Here is a 17,721-nt window from a genome sequence, read left to right as displayed (position 1 = left end):
CCGCTCACCACGTCACGGGCAGGGCCTCGGGACCGCGGATCAGCGCACCCTTCCGGAAGGGCACCTGCTCCGGCGGTACGGCCAGCTTCAGACCGGGCACCCGGTTCAGCAGGGTCTCCACCAGGAGCTCGCACTCCAGCCGGGCCAGCATGCCGCCGGGGCAGTAGTGCGGGCCGAAGCCGAACGCCACGTGCGGGTTGGGGCTGCGGGAGAAGTCGATGCTCTCCGGGTCGGGGAAGACGTCCGGGTCGCGGTTGGCGGCCAGGTAGGAGACGTAGACCGGGTCGCCGGCCCGGATCCGTACGCCCCTGATCTCCACGTCCTCCAGGGCGATCCGGGAGAGGCCGACGGCGTTGCGGTGCGGGATGTAGCGCAGCAGTTCGTCGATCGCCTTCGGGCGGATCCCGGGGTCGGAGCGCAGCCGCTCCACCAGGTCGGGGCGGGTCAGCAGCAGGTAGAACATCTGCCCGCTGTTGTTGGTCACCGCCTCGCCGCCGATCTGCAGGAGGACGGCGAGACCGACGGCCTCCTCCAGGGTGACCTCGGCCCGGCCCACGGCGGCGCCGAGCAGCGAGGCCACGTCCTCGGCCGTGCTGCCCTCGCGCAGCCCGATGAGGTCGGAGAAGTAGGCGCTCATCTCGTGCTTGGCCTTCTCGCTGACGTCCTTGCCGTGCGAGGACGACAGGATCAGCTGGGTCCAGGTGTGCATCCCGTGCCGGTCGGCGGCCGGGACACCCATCAGCTCGCAGATCACCGCGATGGGGAACGGGCTGAGGATCGTCGCCGTCAGATCGGCGGGCGGTCCGTTCTGGAGAAGTTCTTCGACCAGCTCGTCCAGCATCACGCGCGCCTTGTCGCGGACCCGCTCCACGCCCTTCGAGGTGAAGGCGGCGGCGACCGAACGACGCAACCGGGTGTGGTCGGGCGGGTCCAGGAAGCCGACCGCGCCCCGGTCCGGGATGAAGTGCGGGGCGAGCCGGGTGACCTGCTTGCCCATCACCGCCTCGCGGCTGAAGCGGGGGTCGTTGCTCACCCTGCGCACGTCGTCGTAGCGGGTGACCAGCCACGCCCAGCCCTCGCCGTTGGCCAGCTGGATGCGGGCGAGCGGCCCCTCGCGCATCAGCTCGTTCAGCACCGGGTCGAACTCCGGGCCGGCCAGATCGACGGCCGGCCAGTGCCGGACCGGGGGCAGGGTCTCGGTGAGGGTCTCTTCGCTCATCGTGTCATCTCGCCGTCCTGGACCCAGCGGCCCACGGTCATCTCGGCGGTGATGCCGGGCCCGAACCCGGCGAGCAGGCCGCGTGCCCGGTGCTCGGCACCGCCCTCCTCGAAGAGGCGGCGCAGCGCGTCCAGGACGACGGCGCTGGCGATGTTGCCGTACTCGGTGAGCGTGGCCCGGCTGAACCGGAACGCGTGCGGGTCGACCTGCAGGAACTTGCTGAGGTCGTCGAGTATTCGGGGACCGCCCGCGTGGATGATGTAGAAGTCCAGGTCGGAGGCGTCCCAGCCGTGGTTGCCCGCGAGGTCCTTGAGCGCCGGGGCGAGCGGCTCCATGGTGGCCGGCACCCGCTTGTCCAGCAGGAAGTGGAAGCCGGTCGCCCGGACGTCGTACGCGATCCAGTCCTCGGTCTTGGGGATCAGGTACGACCCGTTGCGTTCGAGTTGGACGCCCGTGCCGCCGCGGCCGCGCACCACGGCCGCGGCGATGCCGTCGCCGAACAGGCCGTTGGAGAGCAGTGAGCCGACACCGAGGTCGGTGGGTTGGTAGCACAGCGAGCAGAACTCGCAGGCCACGATGAGCGCGTTGCCCTCCGGGTAGGCCGAGCAGAAGTCGTGGGCCCGGTTGATGGCCGCGCCGCCGGCCGCACAGCCCAGCTGGGCTATGGGGAGCTGCCGGGTGGTGCTCGGGAAGTCCATCTCGTTGATCAGCCACGCGGTCAGCGAGGGCATCATGAAGCCCGTGCAGGACACGTAGATGATGACATCGATGTCGGAGGTCAGGAGCTCCGCGTCGTCCAGCGCCCGCTGGATCACCTCGGGGACGCGGGCCTTGGCCTCGGTCTCGTAGAGTTTGTTGCGCTCCTCGAACCCCGGGTGTTTCAGGGTCTCCTCGATGGGTTGCACGATGTGCCGGGTGCGGACGCCCGTGTTCTCGATCAGCCGGAGGGCGAGCGGGAGCTGGGGGTGGTCCGCGTGGTGCTCACGTGCCAGCTGCAGCGTCTCCTCCATCGTGATCACGTGTTCTGGTACGGACACCGAGGGTCTGCACAAAGTAGCCATGAGCCGTCCCTGCTTTCGCCGTCCGGCAGACCTGCGGCCGCCGGTCAGAAGGTGGTCCACCCAGGTTCACCCGAGGGGGCGACTATCTCTCGTCGGATTACTCCGAATCGGGGACAACAGGTACGTATCGGACCCGGCGTGCCGACGACTCCGAAGAGGGCCCGATGACGCCCGGGGCCGCTGAACCACTGGCCTCGACGACCACCCAACTCGCCCCGGACCCGCAGGCCGGCCGCCTCGCCCCGCTGATCGTCCCGGGACACGGCGAACCACGACACCCTCGCGACCCCGGCCCGGAACCGCAGTGGGTGATCGCCGTGGACCTCCGCTCCTTCCGGCATCCGGCCGAACGCGCGACCGCCGCCCCCGCGACCGCCGCCCCCGCGACCGCAGCCTTCGCCACCTCGCTCGCGGAGGGCGAGGCGGTGGCGGCCGACCACCTGACCGTCTTCGTGACGGCGTGCGACCTGACGGAGGAGCAGATCCGCGCCCACGCCCACGCCCCCGCCCCGGCCGCCAGGTCTACCCCGCCCACGTGGCCTGGCTGGCTCTCAACGGCTCCCCGGCAGGCGTGATCCCGGTCCTCACCGCCAACTTCTCGGCGCGGGGCGGCTCTTGCGCCGTCGTCGCCTACGGACCGCGCCGCCACCACGGCTTCCCGGACGAGGCCTGCGCGTTCTTCTGCTTCCTTGCGGAACCGGCCCCCGACCCGGCCGCGCAGGCGACGGCGAGGTTCAGCAGGCGCGGGAGAGCGGCGGCCTCGACGTGACAGCCGCGCACCGCTACGGGCGTTTGCTCCAGGCGTACGAGGCAATGTTCTGGGCAACGCCGGGGGCAGCCGGCCCGAGGGGCGCGGGGAACCGGGCGACGAGCCACCACACACCGGTGCCCACGACCGATACGACTACGGCGCCCCACTGCTGTGCGCGATACAGGCCACGTCGATACGATCCGCCAGCTTCGCCAGCTCAATGGTCAACGCGGCCACGGTGTCCTCATCGAGCTGCTCCCCGGCCTCGACGAGATGCAGCCACCGCCCGCCCACGGTCCGCAACAACTTACTCACGTCGGCCGCAGCCACCTGCAAGGTACCGCGGTCGTCGACGATCAGAGGCAGAGTCACTTCGCGGTTCACAAACGGGATGGTAGCCGCGCAGCGCTCACGCACCCTGCCAAACCGTGGTGATGTTGCAGAACTCCCGGATTCCGTGCCCGGACAGCTCACGCCCGTACCCGGACCGCTTCACACCACCGAACGGGAACGCCGGATGGGAGGCGGTCATCCCGTTGACGTACACGCCACCCGCCTCCAGGTCGCGGGCGAACCGCTCCACCTCCCTCTCGTCCCGTGTCCACACGTTCGAACTCAGTCCGAACGGGGAGTCGTTGGCGATCAGGAGCGCCTCGTCCAGGTCGCCTGCCCGGTACAGCGTGGCGACCGGCCCGAACGCCTCCTCGTGGTGGATGCGCATCTGACGGGTGATGCCCGCCAGCACGGTCGGCGGGTAGTACCAGCCCGGTCCGTCCGGACGCTCCCCGCCGCACAGCACCTGGGCCCCGCTCCGCTTCGCGTCGTCGACCAGCTCCTCCAGGTCGGCCCGCCCCTGCTCGCTGGAGAGCGGCCCGATCTCGGTGTCCTCCTCCAGCGGGTCGCCGATCTTCAGGGCCTTCATGCCCGCGACGAACCTCTCGGCGAAGGCGTCGTACACGTCGGTGTGCACGATGAACCGCTTGGCCGCGATGCAGGACTGTCCGTTGTTCTGCACCCGCGCGGTCACGGCGACCTGCGCCGCGCGGTCGAGGTCGGCGGAGGGCATGACGACGTACGGGTCGCTGCCGCCCAGCTCCAGCACCGTCTTCTTGATCATTTCGCCGGCGGTGGAGGCGACCGCGCGGCCGGCCGGCTCGCTGCCCGTGAGCGTCGCGGCCTTCACCCGCTCGTCGCGCAGGATGTCGTCGACCGCGGCCGAGCCGATCAGCAGAGTCTGGAAGCAGCCCTCCTGGAAGCCGGCCCGGCGGAAGAGGTCCTCCAGGTACAGGGCCGTCTGGGGGACGTTCGAGGCGTGCTTGAGCAGGCCCACGTTGCCCGCCATCAGCGCGGGCGCGGCGAAGCGGATCACCTGCCAGAGCGGGAAGTTCCACGGCATCACGGCGAGGACGGGCCCCAGCGGCCGGTAGCGGACCCGCACCCGGGAGGCGCCGGAGTCCCTCACGTCCCCCTCGGGCGGTTCCTCGTCGGCCAGCAGGCCCTCGGCACGTTCGGCGTACCAGCGCATCGCCTTGGCGCACTTGCCGGCCTCCGCGCGGGCCTGCTTGACCGGCTTGCCCATCTCGGTGGTCATGACCCGGCCGATCTCCTGCTGATCTTCTTCCAGCAGGTCGGCGGCCTTGTTCAGCAGTCGGGCGCGTTCGGCGAAGGTGGCCGTCCGGTAGGTGCGGAACGTGGCCTCGGCGAGCTGGAGCCGGCGTTCCAGCTCCTCCTCGCCCATGGGCTCGTACGTCTTGAGCGTCTCGCCGTTCACCGGGTTCACCGTCGCGATGGGCATGGCTGACCTCCCTGGGAGCGGGCTTGCTACGACCTTCGCGCGCGACTGCGCCCGTCGCAAGGCGTAGGCCCCTGTTCAGGCCGAGTGCTCCGTCAGCCGGTCCAGAAACGCGGCCTGGGCCTTGATCATCACGTCACGGGCCCGGTCGAGACCGAACCACGCCACCCGGTCCAGTTCGGGGAACTCCTGCATCCGGCCGGACCCCGGCGGCCACTGCATGGTGAAGGTCCCGGGCTCGATCGTCTCGGGGTCCAGGTCCGCCTCGACCGCCCACGCCGTGACGATCTTGCCGTTGGTCTGCGCGACCTCGCCGAGAGGTATGGCCTCCCCGTCGGGCGGCGCCAGCCCCAGTTCCTCCTGGAACTCCCGCCGGGCCGCCTCCCAGGCGGGCTCGTCCGGTTCGTACTCGCCCTTGGGCACGGTCCACGCCCCCGCGTCCTTCTTCGCGAAGAACGGTCCGCCCATATGGCCGAGCAACACCTGAAGCCCCTCGTCGGTGTACCGGAACAACAGCAGTCCCGCGCTGCGCTTCGTCGCACGCACCGTCACGGCCTGACCTCCGGGTGAGCAGCCAGCAGGGCCTCTACGGTATCGGTCTCCTCGGGCCGTTTGTCCTCGCGGTAGCGGACCACGCGCGCGAAGCGCAGGGTGACGCCGGCGGGGTACCGGGAGGAGCGCTGCAGGCCGTCGTAGGCGATCTCCACGACCAGTTCGGGGCGCACCCTGACCACCCAGCCGTTGTCCTCGACGGCCAGTTCCCGCAGCCTCTCGGTCTGCCAGGCGAGCATCGCGTCGGTCATGCCCTTGAAGGTCTTGCCGAGCATCGCGAAGCTGCCGTCCGGGTTGAGGGCGCCGAGGTGGAGGTTGGACAGCTTGCCGGTACGGCGGCCGTGGCCCCACTCGGCGGCCAGCACGACCAGGTCCAGCGTGTGCACGGGCTTGACCTTCAGCCAGGAGGCACCGCGCCGGCCCGCGCTGTAGGGGGCGTCCAGCGCCTTGACGACCACGCCCTCGTGGCCACGGGCCAGCGTGTCGGCGAGGAAGCGTTCCGCCTCGGGAATGTGCTCCGGCCCCGACGCCACGGTCCGGCGGACCCGCATCGGTGCGGGCACCAGATCCACGAGCAGAGCGTGCCGTTCGGAGAACGGCAGGTCGAGCAGGTCCTGGCCGTCGACCAGCAGTACGTCGAAGAAGACAGGGGAGACGGGCACCTCCCGGGCGGCCTTCGCCACGTCGGTCCGGGAACCGACCCGGCCCGCCGTCTCCTGGAAGGATCGGGGCCGCCCGTCCGCGTCGAAGGAGATCACCTCGCCGTCCAGGATGAACCGCTCGCTCGACAACCCCAGGGCGGCCGCGGTCACTTCGGGAAGCCGGTCGGTGATGTCGTCCAGCGTGCGGGTGTGGATCCGTACCGCGCTGCCCTCCCGGTGGACCTGTACGCGGATGCCGTCCAGTTTCTCCTCCACCGCGCACGCGCCGAGCTTCTCGACCGCCTCGGCGACCGAGGAGGCGCTGTGGGCCAGCATCGGCAGCACCGGGCGGCCGACCGTGAGCCGGAACCGGTCGAGGGACTCGGGCCCGTCGGCCAGCAGGGACTGGGCCACCGTCTGCAGCGAACCGGCGAGCATCACCGCCCGCCGTACGTCCCCCGGGTCCGCGCCGGTCGCCTGAGCGAGGCCCTCCACGGCGACGGCGTCCAGCGCGCCCTGCCGGACCTCGCCGGTGAGCAGGCCGAGCAGGAGCCGCTGCTCCTCCTCGGTGGCCGCGCCCATCAGCTCCCCGACGATCCGGGCCCGTTCCGCCTGGGATCCGGGCCCGGACACCTTGCCCAGCTCGCTGAGTCGCGCGTCGACCTCCCGCACGGTGAGGGAGGGCTCGGCGGCCGCCGGCACCGGGCGGCTCAGCACCTTCCAGCCGACGCCGAGCCGCCCCTGCGGGAGCCGTCCGGCCAGATAGGGGATGACGATCGGCACGTCGTCCGCCTCCGCGTCCCGGAACAGTTCAGCGAGCAGGGCGGTCTTGCGGGACCGGGCCGCCGTCGCGGCCACCTCCCGGGAAACCTCCGCGAGCCGGGTCAGCAGCATGCAGTCAGGGTGACCCGGGGGCGTGGGGTCTACACCCGCGCGGCCGCGTCGAGGCCGGCGAACAGCAGCTCCCCGTTGATCGCCGCACCGGCCCGGAACCCACGGCTCACCGCGTTCACCACCTGCTCGGCGAGGCCGCTCGCGTTGCCCGCCGCCCACAGCCCGGGCACGCTCGTCGGGCCCGCTCGTCGATCACCGGGTAGGGGCCGAAGGGCGTCTCGCGCAGCTCCGCGCCCAGCCACACGAGCAGGTCGTTCTGCGGAACGGCGGGCGGGGCGACGTGGAGCACCTCGCGGTCGTGGACCGGGCCGTCCGCGAGCCGGATCCCGGTGAGCCGGTCCTCCGCGGCGAGCACCTCCGCGACCTCGCCGGGTATGACGGCGACCCGGCGGCCGCAGGCCTGCGCAGGTCCTCGTCCGTCAGCCCCGCCTCCCGCACCCGGTGCAGGAACAGCCGCACGTCCTTGGACCACTGGGTGACCATCAGTGCCTGGCGCACGCTCGGCGGACCGGTCGCGAGCACCCCGGTCGCCCGCTCGCGGATCTCCCAGCCGTGGCAAGAGGGGCAGTGGACCAAACTCGGCGGGTGACATGCCGTCCCGGGTCGGACAGCCCTGCGGACGGGCGGACGGCGGAGGGGCGGACGGCGCGTTATGCGGCTCGGTGCGTTGCGCGGCTCGCCCGCGTCGACCACCAGCGGGCGTCCGCCGTGCCCGGCCCGGCACCAGCGCGGCGGACAGCCGGCCGCGCCGCCTCCCACCACGACGGCTTCGTACCTCTCGGTTCCTGGCCGCGGCCGTGCGGAGATCGTCCGGTACGCGTGGAGCTGCCGCCGCGCGCGGACGGCGGTGCCGCTCGCGAGCACGACGGCGAAGTCCTCGCCCTTCGTCGCGTCCACGACCCGGTCCCGGACCACATGTGACCACCTCCGCCGCCGACGGTCGCGCCGGCTGCCGCATTGACAAATGGCTTTGCCGATTCTGCAATACGGTCATGAGCACCGAGACACCCGAGAACGCCGAGAGCACGGACGGTGTTCTGGCGGGCGTGGGCCCCCGGCTCCGGCGGATCCGCAAGGAGCGGGAGGTGACCCTGGCGGCGCTGTCCGAGGCGACCGGCATCTCCGTCAGCACCCTGTCCCGGCTGGAATCCGGCCTGCGCAGACCCAGCCTGGAGCTGCTGCTGCCGATCGCCCGGGCCCACCGGGTTCCGCTGGACGAGCTGGTCGGCGCCCCGCCGGTCGGCGACCCCCGGGTGCGGGCGAAGCCCCTCGAACGCCATGGCCGCACCTTCTGGCCGCTGACCCGCCGGCCCGGCGGCCTCCAGGCCTTCAAGGTCCTCGAACGCGGGCGCGGACAGGAGCCGGAGCCGCGCAGCCATGAGGGCTACGAGTGGCTCTACGTCCTCTCGGGCCGGCTCCGGCTGGTGCTCGGGGAGCACGACGTGGTGCTGTCGGCAGGGGAGGCGGCCGAGTTCGACACCCGGGTGCCGCACTGGTTCGGGTCGACGGGGGAGGGACCGGTGGAGTTCCTCAGCCTGTTCGGACCGCAGGGGGAGAGGATGCATGTACGGGCCCGGCCGGCTCACAAGTGACGCAATCGACTGTTCCCCGATGGGCAAGCGACCGCTTAGTATGCGGTCGACCCCAGACGAAGCTGTCCCGTGGAGGCCCCGCATGCAGGCATGGCAAGTGCACGAGAACGGAGAGCCGAGCGAGGTGATGCGCCTGGCGGAGGTGGAACGGCCCACGCCCCGTGACGGCCAGGTGCTGCTGCGCGTGCGTGCCGCCAACATCAACTTCCCGGACGCTCTGCTGTGCCGGGGCCAGTACCAGGTGCGGCCGCCGCTGCCGTTCACGCCCGGTGTGGAGATCTGCGCCGAGACCGAGGACGGCCGCCGGGTGATCGCCAACCCGGCCCTGCCGTACGGCGGCTTCGCCGAGTACGCCGTCGCCGACGCCCGCGCCCTGCTGCCCGCGCCCGAGTCGCTGGACGACGCCGAGGCCGCCGCGCTGCACATCGGCTACCAGACGGGCTGGTTCGGTCTGCACCGCCGGGCCCGCCTGGAAGCGGGGGAGACCCTGCTCGTGCACGCCGCCGCCGGCGGTGTCGGCAGCGCGGCCGTGCAGCTCGGCAAGGCGGCCGGGGCCACGGTGATCGGCGTGGTCGGAGGTGCCGACAAGGCCGCCGTCGCCCGCGAGCTGGGCTGTGACGTGGTGGTCGACCGCCGCAGCCAGGACGTCGTCGCGGCCGTGAAGGAGGCCACCGGCGGCCGGGGCGCCGACGTGATCTACGACCCCGTCGGCGGCGAGGCCTACGCCCAGTCCGCCAAGCTCGTCGCCTTCGAGGGCCGGATCGTCGTCGTCGGCTTCGCCAGCGGCACCATCCCCAGCCCGGCCCTCAACCACGCCCTGGTGAAGAACTACTCGATCGTCGGCCTCCACTGGGGCCTGTACAACACCAAGAACCCCCAGCTGGTCCAGCACTGCCACGAGCAGCTCACCGAGCTGGCCGCGCGGGGCGCGATCAAGCCGCTGGTGAGCGAGCGGGTGCCGCTGGACGGCGCCGCCGCGGCCGTGCAGCGGGTCGCCGACGGTGTGACCACCGGCCGGGTGGCCGTGGTCCTGGAGAAGGGAGCCGCCGCATGACCGACGCAGCCGAACTCAAGCGCCTTACCGGCGAGCTGCTGGCGGCACACCCGCCCGCCACAACCGACAGCCTGGACTTCCTGCGTGCCCGCTTCGACGCCGGTCTCGCCTGGGTGCACTACCCGCAGGGCCTCGGCGGCCTCGGCGCGCCGCGCTCGCTCCAGGCCGTCGTGGACGCCGAGTTGGGGGCGGCGGGCGCGCCCGACAACGACCCGAGGCGCCTCGGCATCGGCCTCGGGATGGCCGCGCCGACGATTCTGAAGTACGGCACGGAGGACCAGAAGCGGCGCTACCTGCGTCCCCTTTGGACAGGGGAGGAGGTCTGGTGCCAGCTGTTCAGCGAACCCGGCGCCGGCTCCGACCTGGCCGCCCTCGGCACCCGGGCCGTCCGTGAGGGCGACGACTGGGTGGTCAACGGACAGAAGGTGTGGACGTCCAGCGCCCACATCGCCCGCTGGGCCATCCTCATCGCCCGTACCGACCCGGACGTGCCCAAGCACGCGGGCATCACCTACTTCATCTGCGACATGACCGACCCGGGTGTCGAGGTGCGGCCGCTGCGCCAGATCACCGGCGAGGCGGAGTTCAACGAGGTTTTCCTGACCGACGTCCGCATCCCCGACTCCCGCCGCCTCGGCGAGGTCGGCGACGGCTGGCGGGTCGCCCAGACCACGCTCATGAACGAGCGGGTCTCCATCGGCGGGATGCGCCTGCCCCGCGAGGGCGGCATGATCGGCCCGATCGCCAGGACCTGGCGGGAACGCCCCGAACTGCGCTCCCACGACCTGCACCAGCGTCTGCTCAAGCTGTGGGTGGAGTCCGAGGTCTCCCGCCTCACCGCCGAACGCCTGCGCCAGCAGCTCGTCGTCGGTCAGCCCGGCTACGAGGGCTCCGGCATGAAGCTCGCCTTCGCCCGGCTCAACCAGGAGATCAGCGGCCTGGAGGTGGAACTGCGCGGCGAAGAAGGGCTGTTGTACGACGACTGGACCATGCGGCGCCCGGAGCTGGTCGACTTCACCGGCCGGGACGCCGGATACCGCTACCTGCGCTCCAAGGGCAACAGCATCGAGGGCGGGACCAACGAGGTCCTGCTGAACATCGTCGCCGAGCGCGTCCTGGGCCTGCCCGCCGAGCCGCGCACCGACAAGGACGTCGCCTGGAAGGACCTGGCCCGATGAGCACACAGCCGGATCTTCTCTATTCCGAGGAGGAGGAGGCGGTGCGTGCCGCCGTCCGCGACCTCCTCACCGACCACTGCGCACCGGCCGGCGTGATCACCCGCACCGAGTCGGACGCCCCGCACGACCTCGCCCTGTGGAAGTCCCTCGCCGACGGCATGGGCCTGGCCGGGCTGCTGGTGCCCGAGGCGCAGGGCGGCCAGGGTGCCACACACCGCGAAGTCGCCGTCGTCCTCGAGGAGCTGGGGCGGGCGGTCGCGCCCGTGCCGTACCTCACCAGCGCGGTCGTGGCCACCGAGGCCCTGCTGGCCTGCGGGGACGAGGAACTGCTCGGCCGACTGGCCTCCGGGCGGTCCATCGGCGCCCTCGCCGTCGGGCTGCACTCGGCTCCGGGTGCCGCCCTGACGACCGTACGGCTGGAGAACGGCACCCTGCACGGGGAGCTGACCGGCATCGCGGACGCGGCCGTCGCCGACGTCCTGCTCGTCCCGGCCGACGACGGCGGGCTGTACGCCGTGGCCGCCGACGCGGTGACCGTCACTCCGCAGATCTCCCTGGACCTGACCCGCCCGCTCGCCACCGTCGTCCTCGACGGCGCGCCCGGCCGCCGTGTCGGCGACGCGGAACCCGCCGTACGACGGGCCCTGCGCGCCGCCGCCGGACTGCTGGCCTCCGAGCAACTCGGGGTCGCCGACTGGGCGTTGACCGAGACGGTCCGGTACCTCAAGGAGCGCAAGCAGTTCAACCGGCCGGTCGGCGGCTTCCAGGCGCTCAAGCACCGGCTCGCCCAGCTCTGGCTGGAGGTCGTCAGCCTCCGGGCCGCCGCCCGCGCCGCCGCCGACGCCCTCGCCACCGGCGAGGACACCGACGTGAGCGTGGCCGTCGCCCAGGCCTACGCCGCTCCCGTCGCCGTACGCGCCACCGAGGAGGCGCTGCAGCTGCACGGCGGGCTCGGAATGACCTGGGAGCACCCCGTGCACCTGTACCTGAAGCGGGCCAAGGCCGACTCGATCGCCTACGGAACCGCGGGTGCCCACCGGGAGGCGCTGGCCGAACTGGTCGACCTCCAAGCGCCCTGACACACGGCACGACGAAGCCCGCCCCGCCCGGGGCGGGCTTCGTCGTGCGCGCCCGCGCGACGAAGTGAACAGAGGGCAGCAGTCCGGCCAACTCCCTGTCGGAAGGGGCCTTTGGATGGGCGGGGCGCGCATACTCTCCCCGGTCACGTCCGGCACCCCAAGGGAGGCAGCGCATGGCCCTCACCACCCGTCGCACAGCCCTCACCACCCTCGGCGCCGCCCTCGCGGGCGCGATCGCCCTTCCCTCCGCCCAGGCCCGGGCCGGAGGCGGCCACCGCGGCCCGCGCCCGCTGTGGCATGCGCACGCCCACAACGACTACGAGCACCCGAGGCCCCTGTTCGACGCCCTCGACCACCGTTTCGGCAGCGTCGAGGCCGACATCTTCCTCGTCGGCGACCAGCTCCTCATCGGCCACGACGCCTCCGAGCTGGACCCGACCCGCACCCTCGAATCCCGCTACCTCGACCCCCTCGCCGCCCGCGTCAGGGCCAACCACGGCTCCGTGTACCGGGGGTGGCGCCGGTCGCTGCAGCTCCTCGTCGACATCAAGACCGAGGGATCCTCGACGTACCTCGAACTCGACCGCCACCTCAGGCGCTACCCGCACCTGTTCACCAGCTACGCACACGGCCGCGTCCACCCCGGCCCGGTCACCGCCGTCATCTCCGGCGACCGCGCGGCCCGTGCCCCGCTGGAGGCCCAGACCGAGCGCCGCGCGTTCTACGACGGCCGGCTCACCGATCTCGGCGCCGCGGCCCCCGCCTCCTTCATCCCGCTGATCAGTGACAACTGGACGCTGAACTTCACCTGGCAGGGCGAGGGCCCCTTCCCGGACGCCGAGCGGCAGAAGCTGCGCGGCATCACCGGCGCCGCCCACGCGCGCGGCCGACAGGTCCGGTTCTGGGCCACCCCGGACACGCCGGGCCCGGCCCGGGACGCTCTGTGGGCGGAACTGCTCGCCGCGGGCGTCGACTACCTCAACACCGACGACCTCGCCGGCCTGGAGGCGTTCCTCGACGCACACCGGTCCGCGTAAGACCACACGATCGGAGGACACGTCAGCCGCCCGGACGAACCCTCCGCTACGCCACACTTGCGGCCGAACGCCGCTCTTGGGGCGTGGCGGAGGAGGTTCCCATGGCCATTTCCATCTCTGTGGTGCTGCTGCTCCTGATCCTGGCAGTGGTGTTCATCCGCAACGGCGCGCTGAAGATCTCGCACGCCCTGGTCTGCATGCTGCTCGGCTTCTACCTGGCCAGCACCAGCATGGCGCCCACCATCCACAGCGGGCTGACCGCGACCGCCGACCTGGTGAGCAGTCTGCGGCCCTGAGCGGGCGCCGGTCAGGACGAGAAGACGCCGATGCCGTTCGCCACGGGGCGCTCGGCGCCGCCGCTCGGGTGGTTGCGGACCTTCACACCGCTCGCTCCGGTATCGCGGGTGACCATCTCGGTCGAGCCGCCGCCGTCGAGGTTGAAGGCGTCGGACGCGCCGAGTTCACGCATGGTGGCCGCCTCTTCGGCGACGGTCATGCCGGTGCGGTAGGCGGCGGCTCCGTCCAGCGCGAGCAGCAGCAACTGCTGTCCGCCGCCCTTGAAGCCCACCACGGTGCGTACGGCGGAGGTCGCGTCGTCCAGCCCGGACAGCGGCTTGCCGTCCCGGAGGACCGGGTAACCGCCGATCGCGAACGTGAACGGGACCTTGGCCGTGGCCGCCACCAAGGCGTGCGTGACGCTCACCCGCTCGCCCGACGACAGCTTGCGCAACTGCTGTGCGCCCTTCTCGCGCCCCACCAGGACCGTGGTGTCCGCGGCGATCGAGCCGCTGCCCGGGTGGTCCGAGGCGGCGACCACCCGGCCGCCGCGCACCTGCACCTCGTAGGTGTCCGCGCTGCATCCCGCCGCCCGGTCGGTGTCCGTGCCGCAGGTGGCGCGCACCCGGGAGGCGCTGCCCCACCGCGAGGTGAACGCGCCGACGGAGTTCTGCGGCAGCGCGTACTGGTTGAGGCCCTTGAGAGGGAGGTTGCCCTCCGGTGTGGTCACGGTGCCGGTGAGGGTGAGGCGGTCCAGGTGGGCGCGCCGGTCGGTGCCCACGCCGAGGACGTCCCGCGTGGTGGTACCGGGCGGCAGCGCGGGCCCGAACCGCTGGCCCTTGGGCACCGCCGCCTTGAGCACCTGCCCGCCCGCGATCGCCGGTCCCACGCTCGCGCCGGTCGCCTCGACGCCCGGGTGCTGAGTCTCGGTGATGTTGAAGAAGTCACCGTTGACACCGGCGACCGCGCCGGCCGCGTCGGCCAGCTTCGAGACGGTCGCGCGGGCCGCCACCGCTCCCGGATACAACAGGTCCAGGCGGACGTGCGGGTTCGCCAGGTCGACGGTCAGCAGGTGGGCGTGCGCCTTTCCTGCCGCGGCGTCGACGTCGAACTGCCGGTAGGTGACACCCGGTGCGATCCGTCTGCCCAGCGGTACGGCGCCGGCCGGCGCCGCCCCCGTCAGGGCCGCACCGGCCAGCACACCGAACGCGGTGAGAACCGTGAGAACCGATCTGCCTGCCGCCGTCTGCCGCCGATCGCGCGCCACTGCGCCCCCTGATGTCTCGTCAACTGTCCCAGTGCTCGGGGGAAGTGCACCAGACGCCGATGGCCCAGGGGGCGGCTAGGCCTCGACTACGCGAGAACGGGTGAGAAAACGCACCCCCTCGGGTGTCTCGAGGGAGAAACCGCTCCCCCGTCCGGGTACCACGTCCACGATCAGCCGGGTGTGGCTCCAGACCTCGTACTGGCTGCGCGACATCCAGAAGGTCACGGGTTCCTCGACGCCCTCCACGGCCAGCTCCGCCAGCAGCACGTCGGAGCCGCCGGTACGGAACTCGCCGTCCGGGTAGCACATGGGCGCACTGCCGTCGCAGCACCCACCGGACTGGTGGAACATCAGCGGGCCGTGCTCCGCGCGCAGCCGGCGCACCAGCGCGGCGGCCTGCGGCGTCAGTTCGACGCGGGGGACTACCTCTTCCATGGTCACCGTCCTGAAGAGCCGGGGCGTCGGGCGTGCCCCAGTCTCACGGGTCGTCAGTGAGGCGTCCAGCGGGCGTCGTCGGCGAGACACGGGTCAGCCGTGGCTGAGTACGTTGACCACTTTGCCGTTCGGATCCCGTACGAAGAACCGCCGTACCCCCCACTCCTCGTCGGTGAGCGGGTGCACGATCTCCGCGCCCCGCTCCCGCATCGCCGCGTACACCGCGTCCACGTCGTCGACCTCGATGCTCAGGTCCGGTGCGACGGGCGCGGTGCGGTCCTCACTCATGAGACTCAGCTGGACTGCGGGATTCCCGGCGGACGCCGGCGTCACGATCCAGCCGTGGTTCATGACCTCCTCGAAGCCCAGGACCCCGTAGAAACCCCGCGCCCTCCGCCAGTTCGGTCGACTGAATGTTGGGCACGACACGGCGTACGTACATCTCGCGGCTCCGCTGGTCGGCCGGACGGCGAGGGACAGTGCGGGCAGCCTATCCGGAGTCAGTGGCCGCACCCCGAGCCGGCCCGGCCCCATCCCGGTACCGGAGGCCGCGGCCACATCGGGGGATCGGGCAGGGTCTCGCCCGGCCGGTCGGACAGCAGGCCCGTGGTCGGCGCTCGGCCGCTGAGCCGGCAACGTGGCCTGGTCACCGGTGAGGAGAACCTCGCCGGGTCGCCGTCGGTCACCGCGCCGACCTGACCGTCCTGGCCGGGGACCCGCCGGCGGTCCCCGACGGGGGGCCGGCCCACCTTCCGGTCGTCCTCACGGTGGTGGGGGGCCGTCCCACGCCGGGCCGCCTTCTTGCAGAGGGCGGGTCCTCGGCCGGGGCGGCGTCAGGGAGCGGTGGCGGTGTGTCCGGGCGGGGCCGCCGCGGCCGGCGGGTTCACCACGTCCACGTCGCTCGCCCGGACGTAGGCGAGCCGGTGGTCGAACTGGATCTCGTAGTACGCCTCCTGGCCCTTCACGACCGGGGCGGGGGCGTCACCGAAGGACGATCTGTCGACGTAGGTACCGAGGACACGGGACTGCGTCACGTACCGCTGGCCCGCGCGCAGGGAGTACGGGAGCGGCGACTCGGGCTGCTCGTCGACCCCCTCCGGGTAGGCGTCCTCCTCCGGAAGGGCGCGGCCGTACACGGAGATCTCCTTCAGGCCCTCCTTCGGGGTCACCACGCGGCCGCGCGCACCGACGGCCGTCGGGTGGGCCTTGGGGTTCCTGAACCATGCCTTGTGGCCCTGGAACCAGATCGCCGTCCAGTCACCGCTGCGGTCGGCGACCGCGAAGGTCTGGCCCGCGGAGACCCGCGAGCCCAGGTCGTTGACGTCCTCCGTGGAGTCCTGGCCGTCCGGGCGCCGCCCCGGGTCCTGGATGAGCGGGGCGTCGTCGGCGGGCTGGCTGTGCAGGCGAACGGCGCTGGAGCCGTGCGGCGCACACGGCACACCGGGCTTGGCGCACCCCGTGAAACGCGGTTTGTACTGGGTGTAGTCCGGCAGGATCATCACGACGTCGCTGTTCGGCCCGGCCGTGGCCCGCAGCGGCGCACCGAGCAGGTCGAAGTAGTGCCGCCAGTCCCAGAAGGGGCCGGGATCGTCGTGCATCTCCGGGATGCTGTCCTCGGTCGGGGCCGGCACGTTGTCGTGGCCGAAGATGTGCTGCCGGTCCAGCGGGACCTGGTACTTCTTCGCCAGGTACCGCACCAGGCGGGCCGAGGACCGGTACATCTGCTCCGTGTACCAGGCGTCGGGGTGCCGGAGGAAGCCCTCGTGCTCGACGCCGATCGAGCGGGCGTTGATGAACTGGCTGCCGGAGTGCCAGGCCGCGTCCTTGGTCTTGATGTGCTGGGTGACGTGGCCGTCGCTGGAGCGGATGGAGTAGTGCCACGAGGCCTCCTCCGGATCCTGGATGGTCAGGAGCATCGACGCCAGGGGTGCCTCGGTGTCGTGGATGACGATGTAGTCGATCCGCTGGTCCTTGGGCCGGTCGGCCAGGTCGTGGTTGCCGTAGCGGTCGTCGTTGATCCGGACGTAGGGCGCGCCGAGCCAGGAGCAGGACAGCTCGGGCGGGCACTCGACGTTCTTCGGCCGCGGCCCGCCCTGCGTGGCAGGAGCGTGCGGGCGTACGCCGGGGCTCGCGGTGAGGATGACGTGCTGTCCCGCGTCGGTGGTGCGCTCCGCGCCCCGGCGGATCACGTCGAAGACGTCGTTCGCGTACGTCGCCGCGGCCCCGGGGTCGCTCGTGCCCGGGAAGCGCGCCACGGCGTCCCACCAGTCCGCCGGGTTGGCGCTGAAAGGCTTGTGGAGCTGCCGTTGGGTCGCCGCGAGGAGGGCCGCGCCGCCGCGCACGTTGGCGGCGTCGTCCGTCCGCAGCTGCGCGGCCGGGAGTCCGGTCAGGGTCGCGGCCCGCTGCAGGTCCGCCGACTGCGCGGCGGGTTGGGCGGGGGGAGTGGCGTCGTGCGAGGGGGGTGGCCCCGCCGCCACGGCACGCGGCCGGGCGGACGCGTCCGGAGCCTGCGGTGGGGGGGACTTGCGGGTGTCCACCAGGTGCATCGGCCCGTAGCCGCCGACGACACTCGGGGTGCCCGGATGGGAGTCCCACCGCGACTGCAGGTAGGACACGCCCATCAGCACGCTTCGGGGGACGTGGTATTCGTCCGCTGCGGCCGTGTAGTCGTCCTGCAGCCGTTGGTCGGCCGGGGTGCCGGTATCGGCCGAGCGGTCCATCAGCAACGGCACCAGCAGCGCCGCCGAAGCGGTCACGCAGATGATCCGCCGGTGCCCGCGTACGGCACTGGAGACGCGGGGGGCGACGCGTTTTCTCATGCGGGGTGCCTCCAACGAGGTTGAGTGAGGCCGGACAAATGCGACCAGGGCGAGCGGGGTTGCCCTGCGCGTCA

The 17,721-nt window shown here is 72.1% G+C and carries 17 protein-coding genes and 2 pseudogenes; 8 read left to right on the top strand and 11 right to left on the bottom strand.

Annotation, left to right across the window (positions count from 1 at the left end):
- Window positions 1-4: 4 nt before the first annotated feature.
- The gene (locus ACFZDC_RS28190; RefSeq protein WP_391328280.1) at window positions 5-1,219 is read right to left on the bottom strand and encodes a cytochrome P450; all 1,215 of its coding nucleotides are present in this window, start codon (window positions 1,217-1,219) and stop codon (window positions 5-7) included.
- On the bottom strand, window positions 1,216-2,280 hold the full coding sequence (locus ACFZDC_RS28185; protein ID WP_391328278.1) for a 3-oxoacyl-[acyl-carrier-protein] synthase III C-terminal domain-containing protein: 1,065 nt from the start codon (window positions 2,278-2,280) through the stop codon (window positions 1,216-1,218). The genes ACFZDC_RS28190 and ACFZDC_RS28185 overlap by 4 nt, the downstream gene beginning before the upstream one ends.
- Window positions 2,281-2,444: 164 nt before the next feature.
- On the opposite strand from ACFZDC_RS28185, the gene ACFZDC_RS28180 reads away from it, so the two are divergent.
- On the top strand, window positions 2,445-2,855 hold the full coding sequence (locus ACFZDC_RS28180; protein WP_391328276.1) for a hypothetical protein: 411 nt from the start codon (window positions 2,445-2,447) through the stop codon (window positions 2,853-2,855).
- On the top strand, window positions 2,816-3,049 hold the full coding sequence (locus tag ACFZDC_RS28175) for a hypothetical protein (RefSeq protein ID WP_391328274.1): 234 nt from the start codon (window positions 2,816-2,818) through the stop codon (window positions 3,047-3,049). The genes ACFZDC_RS28180 and ACFZDC_RS28175 overlap by 40 nt, the downstream gene beginning before the upstream one ends.
- A gap of 135 nt (window positions 3,050-3,184) precedes the next feature.
- Here ACFZDC_RS28175 and ACFZDC_RS28170 read toward each other — a convergent pair whose 3' ends face one another.
- From ACFZDC_RS28170 to ACFZDC_RS28150, 5 genes and pseudogenes are all read right to left on the bottom strand, one after another.
- Window positions 3,185-3,415, bottom strand: a complete 231-nt coding sequence (locus ACFZDC_RS28170) for a DUF6213 family protein (RefSeq protein ID WP_043477773.1) — start codon at window positions 3,413-3,415, stop codon at window positions 3,185-3,187.
- A gap of 25 nt (window positions 3,416-3,440) precedes the next feature.
- Complete coding sequence (locus ACFZDC_RS28165; protein ID WP_391328272.1) at window positions 3,441-4,826, bottom strand: NADP-dependent succinic semialdehyde dehydrogenase; 1,386 nt, start codon at window positions 4,824-4,826, stop codon at window positions 3,441-3,443.
- Window positions 4,827-4,901: 75 nt separating this feature from the next.
- On the bottom strand, window positions 4,902-5,375 hold the full coding sequence (locus ACFZDC_RS28160; RefSeq protein WP_391328270.1) for an NUDIX domain-containing protein: 474 nt from the start codon (window positions 5,373-5,375) through the stop codon (window positions 4,902-4,904).
- A complete protein-coding gene (locus tag ACFZDC_RS28155; RefSeq protein ID WP_391328268.1) occupies window positions 5,372-6,910 on the bottom strand; it encodes an ATP-dependent DNA ligase in 1,539 nt (512 codons plus the stop codon). The genes ACFZDC_RS28160 and ACFZDC_RS28155 overlap by 4 nt, the downstream gene beginning before the upstream one ends.
- A gap of 29 nt (window positions 6,911-6,939) precedes the next feature.
- Window positions 6,940-7,717: pseudogene (locus tag ACFZDC_RS28150) on the bottom strand (thioredoxin reductase).
- Window positions 7,718-7,902: 185 nt separating this feature from the next.
- On the opposite strand from ACFZDC_RS28150, the gene ACFZDC_RS28145 reads away from it, so the two are divergent.
- From ACFZDC_RS28145 to ACFZDC_RS28120, 6 genes are all read left to right on the top strand, one after another.
- Window positions 7,903-8,502: a cupin domain-containing protein gene (locus ACFZDC_RS28145; RefSeq protein ID WP_391328266.1), complete on the top strand. Its 600-nt coding sequence runs from the start codon at window positions 7,903-7,905 to the stop codon at window positions 8,500-8,502.
- Window positions 8,503-8,584: 82 nt separating this feature from the next.
- Complete coding sequence (locus ACFZDC_RS28140) at window positions 8,585-9,556, top strand: zinc-binding dehydrogenase (protein WP_391328264.1); 972 nt, start codon at window positions 8,585-8,587, stop codon at window positions 9,554-9,556.
- On the top strand, window positions 9,553-10,734 hold the full coding sequence (locus ACFZDC_RS28135; protein WP_391328262.1) for an acyl-CoA dehydrogenase family protein: 1,182 nt from the start codon (window positions 9,553-9,555) through the stop codon (window positions 10,732-10,734). Before ACFZDC_RS28140 ends, ACFZDC_RS28135 begins: the two co-directional genes overlap by 4 nt.
- The gene (locus ACFZDC_RS28130) at window positions 10,731-11,813 is read left to right on the top strand and encodes an acyl-CoA dehydrogenase family protein (protein ID WP_391328260.1); all 1,083 of its coding nucleotides are present in this window, start codon (window positions 10,731-10,733) and stop codon (window positions 11,811-11,813) included. The genes ACFZDC_RS28135 and ACFZDC_RS28130 overlap by 4 nt, the downstream gene beginning before the upstream one ends.
- 173 nt (window positions 11,814-11,986) lie before the next feature.
- The gene (locus ACFZDC_RS28125; RefSeq protein ID WP_391328258.1) at window positions 11,987-12,850 is read left to right on the top strand and encodes a phosphatidylinositol-specific phospholipase C/glycerophosphodiester phosphodiesterase family protein; all 864 of its coding nucleotides are present in this window, start codon (window positions 11,987-11,989) and stop codon (window positions 12,848-12,850) included.
- Between the two features lie 101 nt (window positions 12,851-12,951).
- Window positions 12,952-13,146: a hypothetical protein gene (locus ACFZDC_RS28120; protein ID WP_020938562.1), complete on the top strand. Its 195-nt coding sequence runs from the start codon at window positions 12,952-12,954 to the stop codon at window positions 13,144-13,146.
- A gap of 11 nt (window positions 13,147-13,157) precedes the next feature.
- Here ACFZDC_RS28120 and ACFZDC_RS28115 read toward each other — a convergent pair whose 3' ends face one another.
- The 4 genes and pseudogenes from ACFZDC_RS28115 to ACFZDC_RS28100 all read right to left on the bottom strand — a co-directional run bounded on the left by ACFZDC_RS28115 (window position 13,158) and on the right by ACFZDC_RS28100 (window position 17,647).
- Window positions 13,158-14,327 (bottom strand): phosphodiester glycosidase family protein, encoded by a 1,170-nt coding sequence (locus ACFZDC_RS28115; protein ID WP_391328497.1) that lies wholly within the window; start codon window positions 14,325-14,327, stop codon window positions 13,158-13,160.
- A gap of 141 nt (window positions 14,328-14,468) precedes the next feature.
- A complete protein-coding gene (locus ACFZDC_RS28110; protein WP_391328256.1) occupies window positions 14,469-14,828 on the bottom strand; it encodes a DUF779 domain-containing protein in 360 nt (119 codons plus the stop codon).
- A gap of 93 nt (window positions 14,829-14,921) precedes the next feature.
- Window positions 14,922-15,270: pseudogene (locus ACFZDC_RS28105) on the bottom strand (VOC family protein).
- Between the two features lie 391 nt (window positions 15,271-15,661).
- Window positions 15,662-17,647 carry an N-acetylmuramoyl-L-alanine amidase gene (locus tag ACFZDC_RS28100; RefSeq protein ID WP_391328254.1) on the bottom strand — a complete coding sequence of 662 codons (1,986 nt, stop codon included), beginning with the start codon at window positions 17,645-17,647 and terminating at the stop codon, window positions 15,662-15,664.
- Window positions 17,648-17,721 lie beyond the last annotated feature (74 nt).

The sequence above is a fragment of the Streptomyces sp. NPDC007905 genome (assembly GCF_042959345.1).
In the GTDB taxonomy this organism is placed as follows: Bacteria; Actinomycetota; Actinomycetes; order Streptomycetales; family Streptomycetaceae; genus Streptomyces.
The sequence above is the reverse complement of the archived record's forward strand: the minus strand, read 5'-3'. Positions and strand labels throughout refer to the sequence as shown.

What these genes read in the sequence shown, in the direction of transcription:
- ACFZDC_RS28190 (WP_391328280.1), bottom strand. Translation starts at nt 1,219, where the DNA reads ATGAGCGAAGAGACCCTCACCGAGACCCTGCCCCCGGTCCGGCACTGG.
- ACFZDC_RS28185 (WP_391328278.1), bottom strand. Translation starts at nt 2,280, where the DNA reads ATGGCTACTTTGTGCAGACCCTCGGTGTCCGTACCAGAACACGTGATC.
- ACFZDC_RS28180 (WP_391328276.1), top strand. Translation starts at nt 2,445, where the DNA reads ATGACGCCCGGGGCCGCTGAACCACTGGCCTCGACGACCACCCAACTC.
- ACFZDC_RS28165 (WP_391328272.1), bottom strand. Translation starts at nt 4,826, where the DNA reads ATGCCCATCGCGACGGTGAACCCGGTGAACGGCGAGACGCTCAAGACG.
- ACFZDC_RS28155 (WP_391328268.1), bottom strand. Translation starts at nt 6,910, where the DNA reads ATGCTGCTGACCCGGCTCGCGGAGGTTTCCCGGGAGGTGGCCGCGACG.
- ACFZDC_RS28145 (WP_391328266.1), top strand. Translation starts at nt 7,903, where the DNA reads ATGAGCACCGAGACACCCGAGAACGCCGAGAGCACGGACGGTGTTCTG.
- ACFZDC_RS28140 (WP_391328264.1), top strand. Translation starts at nt 8,585, where the DNA reads ATGCAGGCATGGCAAGTGCACGAGAACGGAGAGCCGAGCGAGGTGATG.
- ACFZDC_RS28135 (WP_391328262.1), top strand. Translation starts at nt 9,553, where the DNA reads ATGACCGACGCAGCCGAACTCAAGCGCCTTACCGGCGAGCTGCTGGCG.
- ACFZDC_RS28130 (WP_391328260.1), top strand. Translation starts at nt 10,731, where the DNA reads ATGAGCACACAGCCGGATCTTCTCTATTCCGAGGAGGAGGAGGCGGTG.
- ACFZDC_RS28125 (WP_391328258.1), top strand. Translation starts at nt 11,987, where the DNA reads ATGGCCCTCACCACCCGTCGCACAGCCCTCACCACCCTCGGCGCCGCC.
- ACFZDC_RS28120 (WP_020938562.1), top strand. Translation starts at nt 12,952, where the DNA reads ATGGCCATTTCCATCTCTGTGGTGCTGCTGCTCCTGATCCTGGCAGTG.
- ACFZDC_RS28110 (WP_391328256.1), bottom strand. Translation starts at nt 14,828, where the DNA reads ATGGAAGAGGTAGTCCCCCGCGTCGAACTGACGCCGCAGGCCGCCGCG.
- ACFZDC_RS28100 (WP_391328254.1), bottom strand. Translation starts at nt 17,647, where the DNA reads ATGAGAAAACGCGTCGCCCCCCGCGTCTCCAGTGCCGTACGCGGGCAC.